The sequence below is a fragment of the Seonamhaeicola sp. genome (assembly GCF_028281565.1).
Taxonomy (GTDB): domain Bacteria; phylum Bacteroidota; class Bacteroidia; order Flavobacteriales; family Flavobacteriaceae; genus Seonamhaeicola.
Window position 1 is genome coordinate 192,786 of sequence record NZ_JANQJQ010000021.1, and the last position, 22,693, is coordinate 215,478.

At 35.9% G+C, this 22,693-nt stretch carries 19 protein-coding genes; 7 read left to right on the forward strand and 12 right to left on the reverse strand.

The features are described 5' to 3' along the window. Nucleotides 1-13: 13 nt before the first annotated feature. On the reverse strand, nt 14-982 hold the full coding sequence (locus Q0983_RS10565; RefSeq protein ID WP_299552491.1) for a sodium-dependent bicarbonate transport family permease: 969 nt from the start codon (nt 980-982) through the stop codon (nt 14-16). A gap of 301 nt (nt 983-1,283) precedes the next feature. Between Q0983_RS10565 and Q0983_RS10570 the strand changes: the two genes are divergently transcribed. Continuing rightward, nucleotides 1,284-2,207 (forward strand): LysR family transcriptional regulator, encoded by a 924-nt coding sequence (locus tag Q0983_RS10570; protein ID WP_299552493.1) that lies wholly within the window; start codon nt 1,284-1,286, stop codon nt 2,205-2,207. 60 nt (nt 2,208-2,267) lie between these two features. On the opposite strand, the gene Q0983_RS10575 is transcribed toward Q0983_RS10570, so the two are convergent. The 5 genes from Q0983_RS10575 to Q0983_RS10595 all read right to left on the reverse strand — a co-directional run bounded on the left by Q0983_RS10575 (nt 2,268) and on the right by Q0983_RS10595 (nt 9,821). Further along, the gene (locus Q0983_RS10575; protein ID WP_299552496.1) at nt 2,268-4,511 is read right to left on the reverse strand and encodes a polyribonucleotide nucleotidyltransferase; all 2,244 of its coding nucleotides are present in this window, start codon (nt 4,509-4,511) and stop codon (nt 2,268-2,270) included. A 156-nt stretch (nt 4,512-4,667) separates the two neighbouring features. Continuing rightward, nucleotides 4,668-4,937 carry a 30S ribosomal protein S15 gene (rpsO, locus tag Q0983_RS10580; protein ID WP_299552499.1) on the reverse strand — a complete coding sequence of 90 codons (270 nt, stop codon included), beginning with the start codon at nt 4,935-4,937 and terminating at the stop codon, nt 4,668-4,670. Nucleotides 4,938-5,067: 130 nt separating this feature from the next. After that, complete coding sequence (gene accD, locus Q0983_RS10585) at nt 5,068-5,925, reverse strand: acetyl-CoA carboxylase, carboxyltransferase subunit beta (RefSeq protein WP_299552502.1); 858 nt, start codon at nt 5,923-5,925, stop codon at nt 5,068-5,070. Nucleotides 5,926-6,100: 175 nt separating this feature from the next. Continuing rightward, a complete protein-coding gene (gene fbaA, locus Q0983_RS10590) occupies nt 6,101-7,168 on the reverse strand; it encodes a class II fructose-bisphosphate aldolase (RefSeq protein WP_299552505.1) in 1,068 nt (355 codons plus the stop codon). 133 nt (nt 7,169-7,301) lie between these two features. Next, on the reverse strand, nt 7,302-9,821 hold the full coding sequence (locus tag Q0983_RS10595) for a BamA/TamA family outer membrane protein (RefSeq protein WP_299552508.1): 2,520 nt from the start codon (nt 9,819-9,821) through the stop codon (nt 7,302-7,304). A 285-nt stretch (nt 9,822-10,106) separates the two neighbouring features. Between Q0983_RS10595 and Q0983_RS10600 the strand changes: the two genes are divergently transcribed. Next, entirely contained in the window at nt 10,107-10,826 is a 720-nt protein-coding gene (locus Q0983_RS10600) for an RNA methyltransferase (RefSeq protein WP_299552511.1), read from the forward strand. Nucleotides 10,827-10,879: 53 nt separating this feature from the next. Here Q0983_RS10600 and Q0983_RS10605 read toward each other — a convergent pair whose 3' ends face one another. Both Q0983_RS10605 and ubiE read right to left on the reverse strand, forming a co-directional pair. Then, nucleotides 10,880-11,608 carry a porin family protein gene (locus Q0983_RS10605; protein ID WP_299552514.1) on the reverse strand — a complete coding sequence of 243 codons (729 nt, stop codon included), beginning with the start codon at nt 11,606-11,608 and terminating at the stop codon, nt 10,880-10,882. 5 nt (nt 11,609-11,613) lie between these two features. Next, nucleotides 11,614-12,339, reverse strand: coding sequence for a bifunctional demethylmenaquinone methyltransferase/2-methoxy-6-polyprenyl-1,4-benzoquinol methylase UbiE (gene ubiE, locus Q0983_RS10610; RefSeq protein ID WP_299552516.1), 726 nt, complete (start codon nt 12,337-12,339; stop codon nt 11,614-11,616). 252 nt (nt 12,340-12,591) lie between these two features. Here ubiE and trkA point away from each other — a divergent pair, with 252 nt between their 5' ends. Together trkA and Q0983_RS10620 are read left to right on the forward strand one after the other, a co-directional pair. Continuing rightward, nucleotides 12,592-13,941, forward strand: a complete 1,350-nt coding sequence (gene trkA / locus Q0983_RS10615; protein WP_299552519.1) for a Trk system potassium transporter TrkA — start codon at nt 12,592-12,594, stop codon at nt 13,939-13,941. Between the two features lie 9 nt (nt 13,942-13,950). Further along, nucleotides 13,951-15,444 carry a potassium transporter TrkG gene (locus Q0983_RS10620; RefSeq protein ID WP_299552524.1) on the forward strand — a complete coding sequence of 498 codons (1,494 nt, stop codon included), beginning with the start codon at nt 13,951-13,953 and terminating at the stop codon, nt 15,442-15,444. Between the two features lies 1 nt (nt 15,445). On the opposite strand, the gene Q0983_RS10625 is transcribed toward Q0983_RS10620, so the two are convergent. Beyond that, a complete protein-coding gene (locus Q0983_RS10625; protein ID WP_299552572.1) occupies nt 15,446-16,102 on the reverse strand; it encodes a response regulator in 657 nt (218 codons plus the stop codon). 337 nt (nt 16,103-16,439) lie between these two features. On the opposite strand from Q0983_RS10625, the gene Q0983_RS10630 reads away from it, so the two are divergent. Together Q0983_RS10630 and Q0983_RS10635 are read left to right on the forward strand one after the other, a co-directional pair. Then, on the forward strand, nt 16,440-16,658 hold the full coding sequence (locus Q0983_RS10630; protein WP_299552574.1) for a hypothetical protein: 219 nt from the start codon (nt 16,440-16,442) through the stop codon (nt 16,656-16,658). Between the two features lie 367 nt (nt 16,659-17,025). Beyond that, the gene (locus Q0983_RS10635; RefSeq protein WP_299552577.1) at nt 17,026-18,504 is read left to right on the forward strand and encodes a T9SS type A sorting domain-containing protein; all 1,479 of its coding nucleotides are present in this window, start codon (nt 17,026-17,028) and stop codon (nt 18,502-18,504) included. Nucleotides 18,505-18,629: 125 nt separating this feature from the next. On the opposite strand, the gene Q0983_RS10640 is transcribed toward Q0983_RS10635, so the two are convergent. Together Q0983_RS10640 and Q0983_RS10645 are read right to left on the reverse strand one after the other, a co-directional pair. Beyond that, nucleotides 18,630-19,814: a pyridoxal phosphate-dependent aminotransferase gene (locus Q0983_RS10640; RefSeq protein WP_299552579.1), complete on the reverse strand. Its 1,185-nt coding sequence runs from the start codon at nt 19,812-19,814 to the stop codon at nt 18,630-18,632. Nucleotides 19,815-19,848: 34 nt separating this feature from the next. After that, complete coding sequence (locus Q0983_RS10645; RefSeq protein ID WP_299552582.1) at nt 19,849-20,946, reverse strand: acyl-CoA desaturase; 1,098 nt, start codon at nt 20,944-20,946, stop codon at nt 19,849-19,851. A 136-nt stretch (nt 20,947-21,082) separates the two neighbouring features. On the opposite strand from Q0983_RS10645, the gene rsmG reads away from it, so the two are divergent. Continuing rightward, nucleotides 21,083-21,712, forward strand: coding sequence for a 16S rRNA (guanine(527)-N(7))-methyltransferase RsmG (rsmG, locus tag Q0983_RS10650; RefSeq protein WP_299552585.1), 630 nt, complete (start codon nt 21,083-21,085; stop codon nt 21,710-21,712). On the opposite strand, the gene Q0983_RS10655 is transcribed toward rsmG, so the two are convergent. Further along, the gene (locus Q0983_RS10655) at nt 21,709-22,674 is read right to left on the reverse strand and encodes a tetratricopeptide repeat protein (protein ID WP_299552588.1); all 966 of its coding nucleotides are present in this window, start codon (nt 22,672-22,674) and stop codon (nt 21,709-21,711) included. The two genes, rsmG and Q0983_RS10655, sit on opposite strands and share 4 nt — an antisense overlap. Nucleotides 22,675-22,693: the final 19 nt, after the last annotated feature.

A 22,693-nucleotide genomic window follows, 5' to 3' on the forward strand; every position in this document is an offset into this window, starting at 1 on the left:
ATCTGTATTTAATTTAAAATGTGTTTTGAATAATGTATAGGTAAAGGGGCATTCCCAAAGTAATATTGAAGGGAAATGTTATAGCCAATGCCATGGGGATGTACAAACTTGGGCTGGCTTTTGGAACTGCAATTTTCATAGCAGCGGGTACGGCAATATAAGAAGCACTGGCTGCTAAGATGGCGAACAACAGTCTGTTACCCGTTCCGGTTACAAAAGTACCGCTTGAAAAAGCAACTATGCTGCCATTGATTATTGGGATGATTATAGAGAATAAAAGCGCAAACCGCCCTTTCTTTATAAACTCGTTTAGTTTTTTACCGCTTGTTATACCCATATCTAATAAGAATACAGCAAGGAATCCTTTAAAGATGTCGGTAGTGAACGGTTTAATGCCTTGGGCCTGAGTTTCATTTGCCATAAAGCCTATAACCAGGCTTCCCAGTATTAACAGAACACTTCCGTTAAAAAGCGTATGTTGTATGACCGTTTTGAGTGGAATGTCAGACTTTTTCTTTCCGCCTTTAAAAAGCATGATGAGTAGCAAACCAATCATAATAGAAGGCGCTTCCATTAGGGCCATAACAGCTACCATATGGCCGCTAAATGTTATTTGTTCCAGTTCTAAAAATGAAATGGCGGTTACAAAAGTAACAGCACTGACAGATCCGTAAGAGGCGGCGATGGCACCAGCATTTTCTATACTAAACTTTCTTCTTAAAATAAAGTAAGCATAAACCGGAATAGCCACTGCCAGAAATATTCCAAAAAGCAAGGACCAAAGAATTTCCATGTCAAATTCACTATGAGCTAATTCCTGCCCGCCTTTAAACCCTATGGCGAATAATAGGTATAAAGAAATAAACTTTGAAGAGTTTTCGGGAATCCTCAGGTCGCTTTTAAGTTGAACAGCAATGGCTCCCAGAAAGAAAAATAATAAAGCCGGGTTTGTAAGGTTGTCTATAAGTAAATGTAAATCCATATGACTTTTTAGGACTGTTTTAATTTTTGTTATTTAATTGAGCACCAATAACAGCACAAAAGATTATAAATCCACACACTATTAATTCCTTTAAAAACAGGTTGTTGCGTGTTGTGGACAGAAACAAAATGCCTATAAACATTGAAAACATCAATATTTCATTTAGTGTCCCTGGTCTTTGTTGTGACTTTTTTGAACTGTTATTGAAAATTTCTTTCATTTGATTTATTTTTTGCAAAGTTTAGTATTTTTATTTATATATTTTTATTTATATTTATTATATAATATATAATCTTTTTTTATGAACTATACTTTGCATCAGCTGGAAATATTTCTTAAGGTATCTCAATTACAGAGTGTTACGAAAGCTTCGGAAGCCCTTTATTTAACACAACCGGCAGTGTCCATTCAATTAAAAAAATTCCAGGAACAGTTTAAAACACCACTTTTTGAAGTAGTGGGCCGGAAGATTTATATCACGGAATTTGGAGCGGAAATTGCTAAAGCCGCTGAAAATATTGTTAATGAAGTCAAAGCTATTAATTATAAAGCGTTGTCCTTTCAGGGTGAGCTTGCCGGAAAGCTAAAAATAGCTATAGTCTCAACTGCAAAATATGTTATGCCTTATTTTTTGTCGGATTTTATGAATGAAAATAAGGGGGTAGATCTTATTATGGATGTGACCAATAAGGCAGAAGTTGTGCGAGCTTTAGAAAATAATGAGGTTGATTTTGCCATGGTATCTACTATTCCAAAGCACTTAAAAATAAACAGGATCGAGTTGATGGAAAATAAGTTATTTATGGTCTCCGGCAGGGACTATAAGCACAAAGGCAAATATTTATCGTATTCGGAATTTAAAAAACTGCCGTTGATATACAGAGAACAGGGGTCTGCCACCAGGTTAGCCATGGAAAAATTTATCGATTCCAGAAAAATTTCAACTTATAAAAAGATGGAATTAAAATCTAATGAAGCCCTGAAACAAGCTGTAATCTCTGGTTTAGGGTGCTCTATCATGCCATTAATAGGTATTAAGAATGCTATTGCTATTGGTGAATTACAAATTATCCCTGTAAAACAATTACCTATTATTACCAATTGGAACTTAATTTGGTTAAGTTCCAAGAACTTATCGGATATAGCCAAGGCCCTTGTAAACCATATAGAAACCAATAAAGAAGCCATTATTAAAAAGCATTTTGATTGGTTGGACAAGTACTGAGCATCTAAGAAAATGAAGGCCTCTCAAAGTGAGAGGCCTTTTATTTGTTGAAAAAAGAAATTAATCTTCTTTCTTATTTTCCCTGGGTTTTCTATCGTCTCTGCGATTATCTCTATTACGATTGTCGCGTCCTCGATTATCCCTGCCTCTGTTATTATTATCTCTTGGAGGTCTTGGTTGCCAACCTTCAGGCTTTGGCAAAATGGCTTTTCTTGAAACCTTTTCACGTTTCGTCTTAGGGTCAAAACCAAAGTATTTTACATCAATGGTATCTCCTATGTTAATAACATCGGTAACACTATTAGTACGTTCCCAAGCTAATTCAGAAATGTGAATCAAGGTATCATTACCAGGTGCTTCAACATATTCCACTACAGCACCAAAATCTAATATTTTGGTAACTTTCATTTCATAAACGCTGCCAACTTCCGGTTTAAAGGTTAAAGCATCAATAGCGGCTAAAACTTTATCAATACCTTCCTGGTCGGTTCCTAAAATTTCAACAATCCCTTCTTCCGTTACAGGATCTTCATTTATAACAATCGTAGTTCCGGTTTCTTTTTGTAATTCCTGAATCACTTTTCCACCAGGACCAATAAAGGCACCAATTAAATCGTTTGGCAACGTAGCAGTCACCATTTTAGGAGCATGGGCCTTAACATCAGCATTAGGTGCAGCAATAGTATCGGTTAATTTACCAAGGATATGCATACGTCCGTCTTTAGCTTGCTGTAATGCATTTACTAAAATCTCGTAGCTTAATCCTTTGATTTTGATATCCATTTGACAGGCAGTGATACCATCTTCAGTACCAGTTACTTTAAAGTCCATATCACCTAAGTGATCTTCATCTCCCAAGATATCGGAAAGGACGGCATAACGTTCGCCATCAGAGATCAACCCCATAGCAATTCCGGAAACCGGTTTTGTCATTTGCACACCGGCATCCATCAATGCCATAGTTCCGGCACAAACTGTTGCCATAGAAGATGATCCGTTAGATTCTAATACTTCTGATACAACACGTACAGTATAAGGACAATCCTCAGGTACCATTCGCTTTAAAGCACGTTGTGCCAAGTTTCCGTGACCGATCTCTCTTCTTGAAGTACCTCTTAAAGGTCTTGCTTCACCTGTTGAAAAAGGAGGGAAGTTATAGTGTAAATAGAAACGTTCCTCAGTTTCTAATGATGGATTATCCACCATATTAGCTTCTCTGGATGTACCTAAAGTAACTGTTGCCAAAGCTTGCGTTTCGCCACGTGTGAAGATAGAAGAACCATGGGTTGATGGTAAATAATCAACTTCACACCAAATAGGACGAACTTCTGTAGTTTGACGACCGTCTAAACGGACACCTTCTTCCAGTACTAAGTTACGCACCGCTTCTTTTTGAACTTTGCTAAAGTACTTAGAAACCAATCCGCCTACCTCTTCTAATGCTTCTTCGGTATATTCGGCTTTTAACGCGTCTTTTAATTCAGAAAATGCTAAACCTCTGTCACTTTTAGAAGAAGCACTTTTTGCAATCTCATAACATTTATCGTAAGCAAATGCTTTTACTTTTTCAAGTATGGCTTCGTCTTCCACCTCAGGTTCGTATTCGCGCGTTTCTTTAGCACCTACCTGAGCTATTAAACGCTTTTGAGCTTCAATCTGAACTTTAATAGCTTCGTGAGCTACTTTAATAGCTTCAACCATTTCTTCTTCAGATATTTCACTCATTTCACCTTCCACCATCATCACAGAGTCTTCGGAAGCCCCAATAATCATATCAATATCACATTGCTCTAATTGTGAAAAACTTGGGTTAACAATAAACTCACCATCAAGGCGTCCAACTCTAACTTCAGAAATTGGTGTTTCAAAAGGAATATCAGATAACTGAATAGCTGCAGAAGCTGCTAAACCGGCTAAAGCATCCGGCATAACATCTTTATCTAATGACATTAGTTGAATCATCACCTGTGTTTCGGCGTGATAATCTTTTGGGAATAACGGACGCAAGACACGGTCTACAATACGCATTACTAAAATCTCTTCAGTACTTGGGCGTGCTTCACGCTTAAAAAAACCACCGGGGTATCTACCTGCAGCAGCAAATTTTTCACGATAATCTACCGTTAACGGTAAAAAATCAACATCGGCAGCTTCATAGTTAGATACTACCGTACATAGTAACATCGTGTTACCAGATTGCACAACAACACTACCATGAGCTTGTTTTGCTAATTTTCCGGTTTCAATAGAAATTTCTCTACCGTCACCAAGGTCTATGACCTCTTTAAATACGTTTGGAATCATAAATTTTTTTAATTCTAATTAAACAATGGTCGTTGTGTTGTGTAGTTGTTGTGTATGACCAATGAAAAACTATAATTAGCTTCTTATTTACGAGAGTTATACTCTTTCGTGAGAGTTATATTTAAACAAAAAAGAGGCTGTGAAAGCCTCTTTTAATTATTTTCTTAATCCTAATTCTTTAACTATGGCACGATATCTTAAGATATCTTTCTTAGTTAAGTAATCTAGTAACGCTCTGCGCTTACCTACCAATTTTACTAAAGAGCGCTCAGTGTTATAATCTTTTCTGTTATTTTTTAAGTGCTCGGTTAAATGGTTAATTCTGTACGTAAACAACGCAATTTGCGCTTCCGCAGTACCGGAATCATTTTTTCCTTTTCCGTGTTTTGCGAAGATGTCTTCTTTAATTTCTTTTGTTAAATACATGCTAATATTATTGTAAATGATTTTTATGTATTCGAAAGCCTTTCTTTCGAGCGGCAAATATACGCTTTTTTATTGATTTGCAAGCGTATATGGTCAAAAAGAAAAAGCGACCAAAATGGGTCGCTTTTTTTTATGCTCTTAAAGGTTGGTTCAATATTAAATCTAGATACTGATTCACCTTGTTTTTCAAGTCTCTACGTAGAGTGATAAAATCTAAGAACCCGTGTTCCAACAAAAACTCTGAAGTCTGGAAGCCTTCCGGTAAGTCCTGACCTGTGGTGTCTTTTACCACACGTGGCCCGGCAAAACCAATTAGAGCTCCGGGTTCACTAATATTAATGTCTCCTAACATGGCAAACGAAGCCGTTGTACCGCCTGTAGTTGGGTCTGTACACAAAGAAATATAAGGAATTTTAGCCTCGGCTAATTGCGCCAATTTAACGGATGTTTTTGCGAGTTGCATTAATGACAAGGCCGCTTCCATCATTCTGGCACCACCGGATTTAGAGATCACCATAAGAGGTATATTATGTTCTAAGGCATAGTCTGCTGCTCTCGCTATCTTTTCACCTACAACACTTCCCATAGAACCGCCGATAAAGCTAAAATCCATACAGGCAACCACTAAATCTTTGCCTTTTGATTTTCCAACAGCTGTTCTTACAGCATCCTTTAACTTGGTTTTTTCCTGGGCTGTTTTTAAGCGATCCGGGTACTTTTTAGTGTCTTCAAATTTTAAAGGGTCTTTAGATTCTAAACCGGAATCCAGCTCTTTAAATTCATTATTATCAAAAAGTATTTCAAAATATTCTTTACTTCCTATTCGGACGTGATAACCATCTTCGGGACTTACATAAAAGTTTTGTTCTAACTCTTCTGTATCTACAATTTTACCGGTGGGCGTTTTGTACCAAAGCCCTTTAGGAGTATCTTTTTTCTCCTCGGTAGATGTGGTTATTCCTTTTGTTTTTCTTTTAAACCAAGACATATTGATTTACAATTTAAATTTTAGCCTGACGACAAAATTAAACCTTTTTTTAATTTTGTGGTAACACCATTGTATTTTTATTATAATGCACGCATATTACTTTTTGAAATGTACGCAAAAGAAAAGGTTCTGAATTAATCAGAACCTTAGTATATAAAATTTAAAAATATTGATTTTATAAAGTGTTTACGTTGTTAAGGTCTTCAAAGGCCTTCTTTAAACGCTCTACAAACGATTTTTCTCCTTCACGAACCCAAACTCGGGGATCGTAGAATTTTTTGTTAGGGACATCATCGCCTTCCGGGTTTCCTATTTGAGCTTGCAGATAATCTGATTTATTACTCATGTAGTCACGTATACCACACATGAAAGCATATTGTAAATCTGTATCAATATTCATTTTAATAACACCATAGCTAATGCCTTCTCTAATTTCTTCTACTGTAGAACCGGAACCACCATGGAAAACAAAATCGATATGATTATGGCCTACGCCATATTTTTCAGAAATATACTCCTGAGAATTCTTTAAGATCTTAGGCGTTAATTTTACGTTACCCGGCTTGTAAACGCCATGAACATTACCAAATGCAGCAGCAATGGTAAATTGGTCACTTACCTTGCTCAATTCTTCATAAGCGTAAGCTACTTCTTCCGGTTGTGTATAAAGTTTGGAATCGTCAACATCGGTATTATCAACACCATCTTCTTCGCCGCCGGTAATACCTAATTCTATTTCAAGAGTCATGTTCATTTTACTCATACGCTCCAGGTATTGCTTACATAATTCAATGTTCTCTTCAATTGGTTCTTCGGAAAGATCAATCATATGCGAGCTGAAAAGTGATTTGCCGGTTTCCGCAAAATGTTGTTCACTGGCTTCCAATAAGCCATCAATCCAGGGCAATAATTTTTTAGCACAGTGGTCTGTATGTAAAATTACCGGAACACCGTAAGCTTCTGCCATGGTATGTACGTGTTTTGCTCCTGCAATGGCACCTTTAATAGCGGCATTTTGCCCTTCGTTACTTAACCCTTTTCCTGCATTAAATTGTGCGCCACCATTTGAAAATTGAATGATTACGGGAGCATTTAATGCTGCTGCAGTTTCTAATACTCCATTAATAGTGTTTGAACCTATTACATTTACAGCCGGTAAAGCAAATCCTTTTTCTTTTGCTAATTTGAAGATCTCCTGTACCTCATATCCCGTAGCAACTCCTGGTTTAATATTATGTCCCATTTCTGTTTTAAATTTAATTTAGTAATTAGTGGCTCCAAAAGTAATTAAATTTTACATAATTACGGCTGATTTTTTGCATTGATAAAGAGAAAATAACACTAAAACGTTATAGTGTGAAATACTAATAAGACTACTAGAAAGGATAGTTAATACCTATATTATAAACAGCATTGGAGAAGTTATAATCTTTAAACCATCTACCGGTATCCTGATAAACCGGGTTATAAGTTTTGAAACCAACATCAAAACGAAATACAAAAAAACTAAAGTCATAACGGAGGCCAAAACCGGAGCCTACAGCAATGTCCTTTAAAGATTTAAGATCTGTAAAGGTAGCATTCTCATTTTCAACATCGTCTAAAACGTTCCAGATGTTTCCGGCATCAACAAAGAGAGCCCCGTTTAAGTTTTCAAAAATGTTAAAGCGTTGTTCAATGTTAAAGGCCAGCTTTAAATTGGCTTCATTAAACTCGTTAGCAGATTGAGAACTTCCCGGGCCTAAGCGATAAGCTGTCCACGCCCTGTTGTCATTGGGACCACCAGCAAAGAAACTCTTGGAAAATGGTATGTTGGTGGAGTTTCCGTAAGGAATAGCAATACCGAAAAAACTTCTGAAGGCTATGACATTCTTTCTTCCTAAATCCCAGTGTTTTGTATACTCGAATTCGGTTTTAGCATATTGAGAGAAGGCTACATTAAATAGTTCATAGCGGTCATTTTCATCTTTTTTAAGCCCTAAAAGTTTTGATGTATTTGCCAGTAAGTTACCCGCAAATTCTACTTTAAAACGAAAGATTGAAAAGTTTTCATCAAATAAATTGGTTCTTCCATCATTGGTAAAACTGAAACTGGATGAGAGGATAAGGTTGTCTTCCGTTAAACGTTCTTTTCTTTCATCTATACCGTTAATGGTTCTTAATTGATCTTCTGAAATTTCAGATGGTGTCGGGGAGCCTAAGGCATAATCTATAAAAGCATTGGCGCCCTCCGGTTTAGTTAAATCATCTATGGTATAATTAACGTCCTTAGCAGTTTGATTTAAAAGATCAAACGAATTCTGATAAACATCGAAATAATTATCAATATTAAGATTTCTAACATACTGGGCATTAAACAGGTCCAATCGATTTGTTTTTTTGCTATTAGGAAACCAATTGAAATTAATGGTTCCACTAAGCGTTTGTTTGTCTAGCCCAATGTTAGTTTGCCCCGTAGTAGCCAAACTGATCCTGGTATTAGGCGACATATGTTTTGGTATAATGCGTTCCGTATAAAATGGTGACAGTAGCCGGGGTATGGTAAGTTTAACATCAAGCCCCAATTCATTAATATCGAAAAACGGATCATCGGGATTGTTCTTGTCTTTTGAGGCACCAACAGAACCAATGGCCGAAACTTGTAGGGTTTCAGCCCCTCTGAAAATGTTTCTGATTTGAAGGCTTGGATTTACTGAAAACCCAACGGTTTGAATATTGCTTTGCGAAATATCGGTACTCATGCTCAAGCTAAACTTCTTTAAAGGAGCCAGCTTAATGGTACTGGAAAGTGAATTATCTAAGTTCTCCTCATATTCAATATTCGGATATTTAAAAGTACGTAACTGATTAATATGTCTATAAGTTAACGTTCGGTCTCTATCTCTGAAAATATCTCCCGGTGTAATAAAAATGGCATCCGTTAAGGCTCTTGGCTTGTAACGCATTTTCCCGTAACTATACAAGTTGTATCCTCCAAATCTAATGGAGTCCTGAAAAGGTTGATTACGTTTTTCAAATGTGTAATCCGTAATGATATTAACTTCTCTGATATCATAAATTTTAAAAGGTTCTCTTCTGATAGAATCCGGTGTTGTTATAGCTCTGTCACTTATTAAAATATCAATATCTACATCGTCATTCTCACTATTTCTAATAACATCAAAACTTATATTTTCCTGGGTAAAATGATAAACTCCTGAATTTCTAAATACATCGGTTAACCGGTCCCTTTCGTTAACCAAATCAACATCTCTGTATTGCGCATTTTTTTTAAGGATACTTTCTTCCTCAGAAAATTTATAAATAGAGTCTATTATTTTAGAACTGATAGTTGAATAAATAGAGTCGATAATTTTTGGTGCTCCGGTTGTAATATTATAGGTTACGCTGGCACGTTTGTTATCTGTTTTGTTTAATTCATAAGAAACATCATTATCAAACCAACCGTTTGCCTTATAGTAAAGTTCCAGTCTTCTTTTCGTTTTTTTCGTTTTGGCTTCATCTAAAACTACCGGAGCCTCACCGGTTCTTTTGAGCCAATTATTAAACCCGACTGATGATGCCTTTAAATTGTCAATCTGCTTTTTAGAAAGTTTTCTCGTTAGTCGTTCTCTGCGTTTTGGATTTTTGTCCAGCCAAACCTCAAATAAAGAATCTCTGTTTTCCCGGGCTAAATTGTATAAATGTAACCGTAACGGGACTCCTAAAATTTTTCGATTGGGGCTTTGTGATATTAAATTGTTAATGGTTTCGGTACTTTCTTTTTTGCCATTTATCAGGACCGTATTGTCTGTTAACAGATATTCGTCTTCTGCTACCCGCTTTGTAGCTTCACAACCCGTAAAACATTCAATAAATAATAAGAAAACTAATATTTTAGAGAGAAGTCTTTTCAAATGGAACTACAATTAATTTGGGTTACACTTTTTTAGTTAACAGAAATAGTGTACGCAAAAACTTGCTCAAAAATACACTATTTCATCTGTTTAAAATTTTTTGATTTCTGAAAATTTTCAAAAAATTTGGATACAATCAGTAATTCACATGAATTTTAATCATTTCTCACCTAAATCCGCAATGATTTGAGATTATGCTCATTTGAATTGTTTAATTAAATAATTTTAAACTTAGATAATTATAACCGGATATTTTCATTTTCTTTATAACATAAAACCGATTACATGCTATCTAAAAGTCAGATAAAACTAATAACGAGTTTAAAGCAAAAAAAATATAGACAGCAGCATGGTTTATTTGTTGTTGAAGGTGTTAAAACAATAAACGAACTGTTGCAATCTAACTTAGTGCTTCATGCCCTATATACGACTGAAACCTTCAACATTGATGCCAAAAATGAATTTTTAATTTCTGAGGCAGAATTAAAAAAAATCAGCTTTTTAAAAACACCTAACAAAGCATTGGCGGTTTTTAAAATTCCTGAGTCAAAACCAATAGCCCAAAACGGATTGATTGTGGCACTTGATGATGTTAGGGATCCCGGGAATCTGGGAACTATCATAAGACTTTGTGACTGGTTTGGCATTTCAGATTTGGTTTGTAGTAAGGAAACAGTAGATTGTTTTAATCCGAAAGTGATACAGGCCACTATGGGCTCTATTACAAGAGTTAATATTAGTTATGTTGATTTGGTCGGCTTTTTAAATGATACTGAGTTACCATCTTTTGGAGCTTATATGGAAGGCGATAATGTTTACAGATCGGAACTCCCGGATAAAGGGGTTTTGATTATGGGGAATGAAGCTAACGGCATTTCAGGTAGTGTTGAAGCCTTAATAAAAGAAAAAATTTCAATCCCGAGATTTGGAGATATTCAAGTCACCGAAAGTTTAAATGTTGCCTCGGCCACAGCCATTTTGTTGAGTGAGTTTAGGAGAAGCTAGAAGCTTGAAGTAAATAAAACTGAGAACTGTAACTGTTCACTGAAAACTGAAATCTACTGAAACGTAAAGTTTATAAAAACAGCTCTGGTTTTCATACTGGCTACGTTACTGGTCCAGGGACTTAAAGGGTCTTTATCTCTAACCAACTCGTCATTAATACCAAAGACACCGCGAATGGAAGGGGTGAACTTAAAATTGTAGAGATATAGATCTATACCAAAACCAAGTTCGTAAAAAATATTGTTTTTTGTAGTTCTAAATTGTCCGCTACTGTTATCTTCCGGATTGGTTTCGTTACTGGATAAATTTAAAGCCGTTGAAAAACCACCTACAATAAAGGGCTTGAAGTTATTAATTCGTTTGGTTGAAACCTTTAATAATAAAGGGACATGTATGTATGTAGATTTAACTTCTCTGGTTAGATCGTTTTCAGAAACCGTCATGCCGTTAAAATGACTTTGACTATAAATTAGTTCTCGGCTGGTGATCATTAAACCGGGCTCTAAGCGTAAATCCAAAAAACTGTTAATACGCAGGTTGCCTATTAAACCAACATTAAATCCAGGGTTTCTTCTAACATAAATATCGCGTAAATCTTCGTTGTAATCAAAGTTAAAATCGTAATTGCTAACTCCTAAATAATACCCCCAACGCAGGAGGTTATTATCCGTAGACCCTCTGCCTTGATTAGCATCATAGGTTACTTTTTCCTTCTTAAATAACTGAGCACTAGAGGTTTGTAGAGCAAATAAAAATAATATTAATGCAAAAAACTGCTTCATATTTATTATTTAGATGATTTATAAATTGTTGCCACACCAAGGGTTTGTGGAAAATCTTCAACATTAATAAACCCAATTTTACGTAAAATATTGTTCAGAGCTTCACCATATGGAAAAACGGATGCCGATTCACACAAATATCTATAAGCACTTCTGTCCTTAGAGAACATTTTTCCAATTAATGGTAATATGTTCTTAGTGTAAAATTTATACCCCTGTTTGTACGGTGACTTATTAGGAACTGAGGTTTCTAAAATAACAAAAGTGCCGTTAGGTCTTAGTACTCTGTAAATTTCTTGTAAGCCATTTTCCAGGGTTTCAAAATTTCTAACCCCAAAAGCAACCGTAATGGCATCAAAAGTATTGTCGTCAAAAGGCATATGTTCACTATCGCCCAAAACCATTTCAATCCTGTCTTCCAAGCTTTTCTTCTTAACTTTTTCCTTACCAATATCCAGCATGCCACTGCTAATGTCTAAACCAACAATTTTAGAGGCATTGGTTTCGGCTAAATTTATGGCTAAATCACCTGTTCCGGTAGCAATATCAAGAATAGATTCGGGGTTGGTTTCTTTAACAAGCTTAACTACTTTTTTTCGCCATTTGACATCGATTCCGAAAGAGATCACGCGGTTTAATCCGTCGTAATCACCCGAAATATTATCAAACATTTTAGTAACCTGTTCTTTCTTGCCTAAGCTGCTGTCTTTATAAGGTTTTATTTTTGACAAACCAATAATTTTTGGCAAACCTACATAATTTATTCCTACTTTAAAAAATGAAAAAGAAATACCTGAGTAAATATTGTAATGTGCCATTTTGATATGACCATGTGTATTTTAAAGTATATTTCTTCAAGAACCACCCTTCGACCAGCTCAGGGCATTGCTTTGTTAATACATAAATTTTTTCATTTAGTTTTTGTGAATTTTTAAATGAAAAAATTAATGTACTTTTGCTCTACTTTTTATGATTAATCAGAAATGAAAATAATTATTGCTGGAGCTGGTGAAGTTGGATTTCATTTGGCAAAATTATTGTCTTACGAATCTCAAGAAATTACCTTAATAGACCCCAATAAAAAGAGTTTGGCTTACGCAGATGCACAATTGGACATTAGAGTTGTTCGAGGAGATGCTACATCTATTGCTGTTTTAAAAGAAGCGCGTATAAATAACGCAGATCTATTTATAGCCGTAACGTCAAGTGAAACTACTAATATTACGGTTTGTGTATTAGCCAAACAACTTGGAGCTCATAAAACCATTGCAAGAATTACAAATACTGAATTTATTCATCATAAGGATGAAGTTGGCTTTACAAAATTTGGGATAGATGAACTTATTTCTCCGGAGGCATTAGCTGCCGCCGAAATTGAGTTGTCCTTAAAGCAGTCGTCTTTCAATGAAAATTACGAATTTGAAGATGGTGCTTTAACCATGGCGGGATTAACACTTTCCAAAACGGCATCTTTTATTGGGAAATCTGTTAAGGAAGCCGCCCAAATTTTTCCTGAAATTCACTTTGTACCCATTGCCATTCAGCGTTTCGGTACACAATACACTATAATCCCAAGAGGCGATACTAAGTTTAAGCGGGGCGATAATGTAGTTTTTGTCACTTCTGAAGGTGGTGCTGATGAACTCTGCAGGCTTACAGGAAAAGTGAATAGGGAAATTAAAAATGTAATGATTCTTGGAGGAACCAAAATTGCCTATAAAACTGCCAGGGACCTCAGTGAAAAAGGGCTTAACGTAAAACTTTTTGAAGGTAACAGGGACAGAGCATTTGAAATAGCCGAAGAACTCACTAAAGTATTGGTAATTAATAGTGACGGTCGCAATGTTGATATGTTGGATGAGGAAAATATAGGGGAAATGGATGCCTTTATTGCGGTTGGCCCAAATTCCGAAACCAATATTATGTCTTGCTTGGTGGCAAAATCCAAAGAGGTCAAAAAAACCATTGCTTTGGTTGAAAATATGGACTATTTTGACCTGTCTCATTCCATTGGCATAGAAACATTGATCAATAAAAAACTGTTAGCGGCCAATAATATTTTCAGGTATATCCGTAGAGGGGAAGTGGTGGCCATGACCAAGCTGAGTAACCTGAATGCCGAATTGTTAGAGTTTGAGGTCAAAGAAACATCAGCTGTTTGTAATAAAACCATAAAATCTATTGATTTTCCAAGAACCGCTATTATCGGAGGTGTTATTAGAGATGGCGTAGGTATGATTGCACTTGGTGATTTTGTTATTCAGCAAGGGGATAGAGTAGTGGTATGCTGTTTGCTAAAGTCTATTAAACGCGTTGAAAAATTGTTCCTTTAGTTCCGGCAAATGAAGCTTAATTATAAAATCATCTTTCACTTTTTGGGTTTACTACTATTGTTTAATGGCGGTTTTATGCTGCTGTCTGCTTTAGTAAGCTTACTTTATAAAGACGGTGTCACGTTCCAAATTTTTCTTGCCGGTATCATTACATTACTGGTTGGAGCAGTTGGTATGCTATTTACCAGAAAGCACAAAAAGGAAATAAATAAACGTGAAGGATATGTTGTGGTTACTTTTGGTTGGCTGATTATGTCCCTTTCCGGAACATTGCCTTATGTTTTAACTCAAAGTATTCCGGAGTTTACCAATGCTTTTTTCGAAACCATGTCAGGGTATACCACTACCGGAGCTTCTATTTTAAATGATATAGAAGCGATGCCGAAAGGTATTTTGTTTTGGCGAAGTTTGACCCATTGGATTGGCGGTATGGGAATTATAGTGTTAGCCATTGCCATTTTACCATTACTGGGCATTGGAGGGATGCAGCTTTTTGCAGCCGAGGCCCCGGGGCCAAGTGGTGATAAATTACACCCTAGAATTACGGATACGGCCAAACGTTTATGGCTTATTTATTTTGGGTATACAGCTGCAGAAACCATTCTGTTGAATGTGGCAGGAATGTCATTTTTTGATGCCATCAATCATGCTTTATGTACGCTTTCAACAGGTGGGTTTTCAACTAAAAATGCCAGTATCGCACATTGGAACGGTCAGCCTGTTATCCAATATATTATCATGTTGTTCATGTTCCTGGCCGGGACCAATTTTGTATTGAGTTATTTTGCATTTAAAGGCAAAGTGCAAAAAATAATCCAGGACGAAGAGTTTAAACTCTATTTTAAGTTTATAGCTGTTTTTACCATTATTGCTGCGGTTATCATTTATTTTAAAGCAGATGTCAGTGCGTCTTCTGTGGCACATCCTATGGTTTTAGGTGAAGGTGAAAGTGCCTTTAGGCATTCGCTGTTTCAAGTATTGGCCATCATCACCACTACCGGTTTTGTTACGGCAGATTACACCATGTGGACCCCTTTTTTAGTAGTGTTCTTTTTTGGTCTTATGTTCTTAGGTGGCTCAGCAGGGAGTACTTCCGGTGGTGTAAAAGTGGTGCGTCATTTGATATTGATCAAAAACGGATTTTTGGAATTCAAACGAACATTACATCCAAATGCTATTGTACCGGTGCGCTATAATAAAAAAGCTATTAACAGGTTTATTGTATTTAATGTACTGGCATTCTTTATTCTGTATATGCTGTCATTTATAATTGGCAGTTTGGTGTTTTCTATGTTCCAGATTGATTTTAAATCTGCCATTGGTCTGTCGGCATCAACATTGGGTAATGTTGGGCCAGCATTGGGTGATTTCGGACCGGTGAATAACTATGCTTCTTTACCGCCATTGGCAAAGTGGTGGGCGTCTTTTTTAATGCTTATTGGACGTTTGGAACTCTTTACAGTACTTATTTTATTTACACCTTTCTTCTGGCGGAACCGATAAGTTATACAAAACCTAATTTTTTGGCTTCTTTAACCAGATTAAAGTTGGGGTCATTATTAGAATCAAGAAGTGTTTTAAGTTTTGTTTTTCTTACTTCTATGGCACGTGTGGAAAGCGGTATGAATTTTGAAAGATTTTTGGTTTTTTCACCCATGGATAAGTGATATAATATTTGTCGATCAAAATCATCAATGGTTACACCGTTAATAGTAGTTTTCTTTGAAAGGCTTTCAATGGTTTTACTATAAAATTGTTTTCCGTTTAAAACCTGTAGTACGGCAGTTTTCAAATCGTTTGAATCAATATCGGCTTTAACCATAAACCCTTCCGGGTGTAACTCCTCTAAAATACTTAGTATTCTTGCCTGATCCGTAATTGAAGTTAATATTATTATTTTAGAATTGGGATTTTCTTTCCTGATTAATAAGCCCAGATCTTCACCGCAGATAAAACGTTCGTTTTCCGAAATTGGAAGTTGAAGATCCAGTATAAAAATGTCTGTTTTTTCATCTTGTATTTTGTCTGCTGCTTCATCACAATTTTCTGCAAAATCAATGTTGAAATTAATGTTAGTTATTTCTTCAATAATGTTTTTATAAGCATGAGCTATGATTTTATGATCTTCAATTATTAATAAGTTTAACTCTCTTATTCCCATGAGGTACTATATTTAAAATAGTGCGAAGTATTGTCAATATCCAAAAGTATAAATAGTTTTACGGCATTCCATGAGCGTAAGAAAAATATGTGGTAAAACCACATCAAAGCAATTGTTAAATTATTGTTATTTGTACGTTGTTATTTAAAATTTAATAAGGGCTTTTATTTTTTAATGTAACAATTCAATTTTAAAGCTGCTGAACCCTGGTTTGGCAGCTTTTTTTTAATGATGAATTTACTTTATTATACTTGTTTTTATTTGATCTTTAAGTAGTTAGTGTAACAAAATTATTGATTATGCGTCATACTTATACAAACTAATAAAATTATTCATCATGGAAACAGTACTAATTGAACAAGATTTTGAACCGGAAGGCTTATTAAATTCATCGTATAAAAAAATCGTAAAGCGCAATTTTTGCAACAAGAATTCGCATTCACTTTTTGGTATTAAGCAACGCATTAAAAACAGACAATACCAATTTACTCCGGGTATGGCCATTGCTTTAAAAGTTTGTGCCTTCGTAATTATTCTCATCCTTATATTTTCTTAGTAAAATATTTTTAGGAAGTTCCCTGTTTTAAAAACAGGGCGAGCTTTCCGTATTCATTTTGTCATTCCTACCTTTCAACTTTAGCCCGTCCTGAACCGGGACGAAGGGCTCAAGATAAACTTTGGCAGAAATCCACAAAAGAACTTAGAGAGCTATTATAACCCTTTAGGCAAAACGTTTGTACTGAATCAAGTTGAAGTACAACATTTTCCGGTTATTTGCCGCTTCCGGGAGCAGCCTTTTTTGTTTTATTGAGTTTAAGGGAATGTGGAAAAACCACAATTTTAAAAGGCGGAAATAGTTTGTGTTGAAATTATAAGTAACTTTAATAATAGCTTATACATCAACCTTTTAAACTAAACACCTTATGAAAAAATTGCCCGCACTTTTATTGTTATCCCTGATACCTACTATAGGGTTTTCTCAATCCATTTATGTACAAACACCAAATAACACGAATGTTTATGTATATGATAAAGGCGCCGAATACAGTGCAACAGAAATTCAGGATTTGGAAGATGAGTGGAATGATGAAATTGACGATAAAAACTGGCATGCCGAAATTATAGGCCCTGCTTCCAGGCTGTACAATTGCCATTATTATGCTTTCCATGTTTCGGAACCCGGTGGGACCACGGCAAAATACTGGATGGACCATGATGAAGCACCTGATGATTCTATGGGAGCCGTGAGAAAATATTTAGATGCTGTTTATGGTGGTGATAATAGTTACAAAAAACTGGCTTATTCAAAAAAACACCTGGCCGATAAGGTTTTTTATAATCTTCACCAGGATATATATAATATGGGATCCGGCCACAGTGCCGATTTTTCACCGGATCCACAGGGAAGGGGCTGGGATTGGGTTTCTAAATGGACCGACAAACCTTTGTTCAGGCATGCACTGATTGGACATGTATATGCAGGGTTTGGGACCAGCGACACGGCTTTCTCTTATTTTGCAAAGTGTGCAGGGCAAATTGACTGGGGAAATCCACAGATAACAGGAGGGGTTGATACTATGTGTTCTAACGACCCCGAGGTGACCTATTCGTTTTCCGGGAATATTAAAAATACTGAGCTAATATCCATTGAAGTAAGGCATCATGATCAGGGAACCAATGCAGCTAGCGAATTTCATTCTGTGACAACAACTATTGACAATGGGCAAAGCGGGACTATTTCTATTGACCCTAAGAATGGCCAAAATGGAGAATATGATATTGTATTTGTACTGGATAACGGTTGCGTTACAAAAGAAGTCAAAAAAGAAAGTGTTAAAGTGATTGATGCGCCATCAGTGTCTACAGCTACTATCGTTGGTCCATGGGAGATTTGCCTTAATCAGCCGTTTTCGGTTTGGATTGATGGTGTAGTTTGTACTAATATGACTGTGAACTGGAACCCAAATAATGGTCAGGTCCTTTCTCAGAATGGTTGTAGCGCCCAGATAGAACAATTTTATAATGATGCCTATATTTTTGCCACTATTACAAACGAATGTGGTGAATCTAAAAACATGACCTTATATATTCCCGTAGGATCAGGATGTGGTTGGGGATATTACATGGTTTATTCTGATGCGCCTAATGACATAATAAAGATTGCTTTAAATGCGGAAACCGATATTAAGACTATTAAAAAGCAAGGACTGCATGATATGCAATTTTCGTTGCGTAATATGAATGGGCAGGACGTACTAAAATCAAGTGCAAAAAGAACGCTTTCCAGATCTAGCCGGGATGCCCTTATAGATACCTCCGGATTGGAAGCCGGTGTTTATATTTTAAGAATGGTGTATGGACAAGGGAAAGGCGTTGAATACAAAAAAGTAATAGTGGAGTAAAAAGGATTTTTTGAGCATAGACTAACTCAATTGTTATTTATACCTTGTAGTTGTAGTTTACCACAAGGGATAAAAAGTAAAAGCCACTAAAATTTAGTGGCTTTTTTAAATATAAATTTATTGTCTTAGCTTACAGCTTCTTTAATTCTTCTAATGGCTTCAATAATTTGATCTTGCGAAGCCGCATAAGAAATTCTAATACAATCCGGGTTTCCAAAAGCATCACCGGTAACTGTGGCAACTAAAGCTTCCTCTAACAAATAAAGCGAAAAGTCCGTAGCATTATTTATTTTTTTATCTCGTAATGTTTTTCCAAAGAAGTGGGTTACATCGGGAAATACATAAAAAGCACCTCCGGGGGTATTACTTTTAAAGCCTTCAATATCATTTAGTAAGCCTAAAATTAAATCACGGCGTACATTAAACTCGTCAATCATATATTTAATACGTGATGGCGGTTCGTTTAATGCCGTAATTACTGCACGCTGAGCAATACAGTTGGCACCACTGGTTGTTTGGCCTTGCAATTTGTTACAGGCTCTGGCTATTTTTTCAGGGGCACCAATAAATCCAATACGCCATCCGGTCATGGCAAAGGCTTTAGAAACACCATTTACAGTGATGGTACGATCGTACATTGCTTCAAACTCAGCAATACTTGCATGGCCCTGGCCGTAATTAATATGTTCGTAGATCTCATCTGAAACCACATAAATATCAGGGTGTTTTGCAAAAACGTCAACCAAGGCTTGTAGTTCTTCTTTACTGTAAACAGACCCACTTGGGTTACATGGTGAGCTAAACCACATCATTTTTGTCTTAGGCGTTATGGCAGCCTCTAATTGTTCAGCAGTCATTTTAAAATCAGTATCTATAGAAGTTTTAACTTCTACAGGAACTCCACCAAATAATTTTACAATATCAGAATAGCTTACCCAGTACGGACATGGCAAAATGACTTCGTCACCATCATTAAGCATCACCCCGGCAACATTAAAAAGAGCTTGTTTGGCACCGGTAGAAACCACAACTTGTGAAGGCGTATATGTTAAGTTATTATCTCTTTTAAATTTAGTGATAATAGCATCTTTTAAATCGCCGTAACCATCAACAGGTGTATATGAATTGTACCCTTCGTTTATAGCATCAATGGCAGCTTCTTTTACAAAATCGGGTACCTTAAAATCTGGCTCTCCAAGACTTAATCCGATAATATCTTTTCCTTCTCCTCTAAGTTCTCTCGCTTTAGCTGCCATAGCTAAAGTTGCAGACGTTGACATATTTAAAATTCTGTCAGATAGTAAGCTCATTTTAATTAGTTATTTATAAGGTAAATTATATGTTTTATGCAAGGCCAGGGTTTCTTCCCAGTATTTTTAATTGATTGTAGTGTTCTGCTACAGCCTTCCAGAATGTGTTGTACTCATTGTATGGTAAACTGAATTCCTGTGCGGTCTCCTTGACTATTTTAGCTATTTTTTTGTAGTGAATATGGCTGATATTAGCAAATAAATGGTGTTCTACCTGTCTGTTTAATCCACCGGTATAAAATCCAACCAACCAACTTTTAGGAGAAAAATTTGAAGTAGTAAATAACTGATGAATAGCCCAGGTATTTTTCATATTACCATCTTTATCGGGAAGTGGCATTTCCGTGTTAGGCATTACATGTGCCAATTGAAAAATTACACTTAAAATTAATCCCGCAGTGTAATGCATAATAAAGAAACCAATTAAAACTTGCCACCAGGCAAAACCTAAGACTAGCGGTAAAACAATCCAAATAGCATAATACACAATCTTTCCAATGATTAGTTTGGTCCATTGCGTAGCCGGATTAGGAAATTTACCGTAGGCCAGTTTTCTCTTTAAATATTGATACGTCTGTGTAAAATCTGTTGTAATAGCCCAATTTGCAGTTAGGAAACCATATAAAAAGAAGGCATAAAACCTTTGGTATTTATGAAATTTAAACCATCTGGCATGTTTGGAAAATCTAATGATTCTACCGGCATCAATATCTTCATCATGTCCTTGAATGTTTGTGTATGTATGGTGTAAAACATTGTGTTGTACTTTCCAATTATAATCGTTTCCGGCTAATATGTAAATACTGCTTCCCATTAATTTGTTAACCCATTTTTTACTGGAAAATGAGCCATGATTAGCATCATGCATAACATTCATACCTACACCTGCCATACCAATACCCACAGTGATCATTAATAACACCTGTGCCCAACCAGGAAGATCTTTTATAGTAAGGATTAGAACTACCGGAACTATAAATACGGCAAACATAAAAATAGCTTTGGTATATAATTCCCAGTTTCCGGTACGTTTTATATTATTGTCTTTAAAGTAACTGTTAACGCGTTTATTTAAGGTCCTAAAAAACTTTGCAGAATCTATTCTGGAAAATGAAAGGGTTTGTTTCGTCATACTATGAATTTATCTTATCCTTAACAAGGTTTATAGTTTACAACGGGCAAAGATAGGTATAAACCAACTTAAGTAGTAACGTTTTTTTATAAAAATATGCACATAAAAAACATATTTTTGTTGAAAATTTAACAGAATGCAACTCATCTTAAAATATTTTCCGGATCTTACTGATGACCAGATTTCAAAATTTGAAAAATTAGAGGCACTTTATCAAGATTGGAACTTAAAAATAAACGTGGTATCCCGTAAGGATATAGATGAACTTTATTTGCGCCATGTGTTGCATTCTTTGGCTATTTCAAAGTTAATAACCTTTAAGGACGGTACGAAAATAATGGATGTTGGTACGGGCGGTGGTTTCCCGGGAATTCCATTGGCAATTATGTTTCCGGAATGCTCTTTCCATTTGGTCGATAGCATTGCAAAAAAGTTAAAAGTAGTCAATCAGGTAGTTGATGGTTTGGGATTAACCAATGTAAAGACCACCCATAGTAGGGTGGAAGCAATAGATGATACATACGAATTTATAGTAAGCAGGGCCGTTGCTGCCATGCCAACTTTTGTGCATTGGGTAAAAGGTAAAATTGCTAAAAAACAAAACCACGATTTAAAAAATGGTATTCTTTATTTGAAAGGCGGTGATTTGGAGGAAGAGCTTAAAAGTTATACCACCGCTTCTATCTATAATTTATCCGATTATTACTCTGAAGACTTCTTTGAAACCAAGAAATTGGTGTACTTACCGTTGAAGTTTAGGGGCTAGTTTTGAACAGCTTTTTCTAACGCCTGAATGTTGTTCACAAAGAAGTAATATTGGTTTTGATACCAATAGGTGTTTTTATAAATATCCAGGTTATTGGTTTTGCCGTCAGGGTTTAAAATGGCATTCGCTTTATTTAAATGAAGTTTCGCTTTTGAGAGGTCGTTCATTTTATAATACGTTAAGGCTAAACCTAAAAGGGCATCAAAATCCATAGAATCCAATACCAGTGCATTGGAAAAATCTTCAATGGCATTTTGATATTTTCCCAGGAGCATAAACGAAGCCCCTCTATAAAAGTGGGCAAAGGTATTGTTACTGTTTATTCGAATCGATTTAGTGAGATCTCTATTGGCTTTTGCATAGTAATTAATGTCCATATAGAACACACCACGGTTGTAATACGTATTCGCATTAGGTGAAATATAGATGGCTAAGGTGTAATCCTCTAAGGCCTTTTTAAGCTTATTAAGAGCTTTATACGATGCAGCCCTGAGCATATAAACTTCCGGAAAATTAGGAGCTATTTTCAAAACCTTATTAAAATCTTCTATGGCACCATTATAGTCTTCTAAATCATATTTTACACATGCTAAACTGTATAGGGCATCAATAAAATTAGAGTCCAATTCATACGCTTTGGCATAATCGTTCCTGGCACCGACAAAATCTTTTAAGCTGAACCTGGAATTTCCCCGGTTAAAATAACTATCAGCATCCGGTTTATTTAGAATTATTTTGGAATAATCTACAATGGCTCCACTATAATCCCCTAAATCATTTTTTACCAAAGCCCTTTGAAAATAGGCATCAAGGTGATTAGGGTCTATGGCTATAGCCTGGTCAAGAAGGTTTACCTTTTCATTTAAATCAACAGTTCTCAGGGCTTTTCGGTAAAGTTTATTGGCTTGACCCAATACCACTAATGGAAATACAATCAAGGTAAATAAGATAATCTTTTTCATTTATTTAAGGCATACAGCG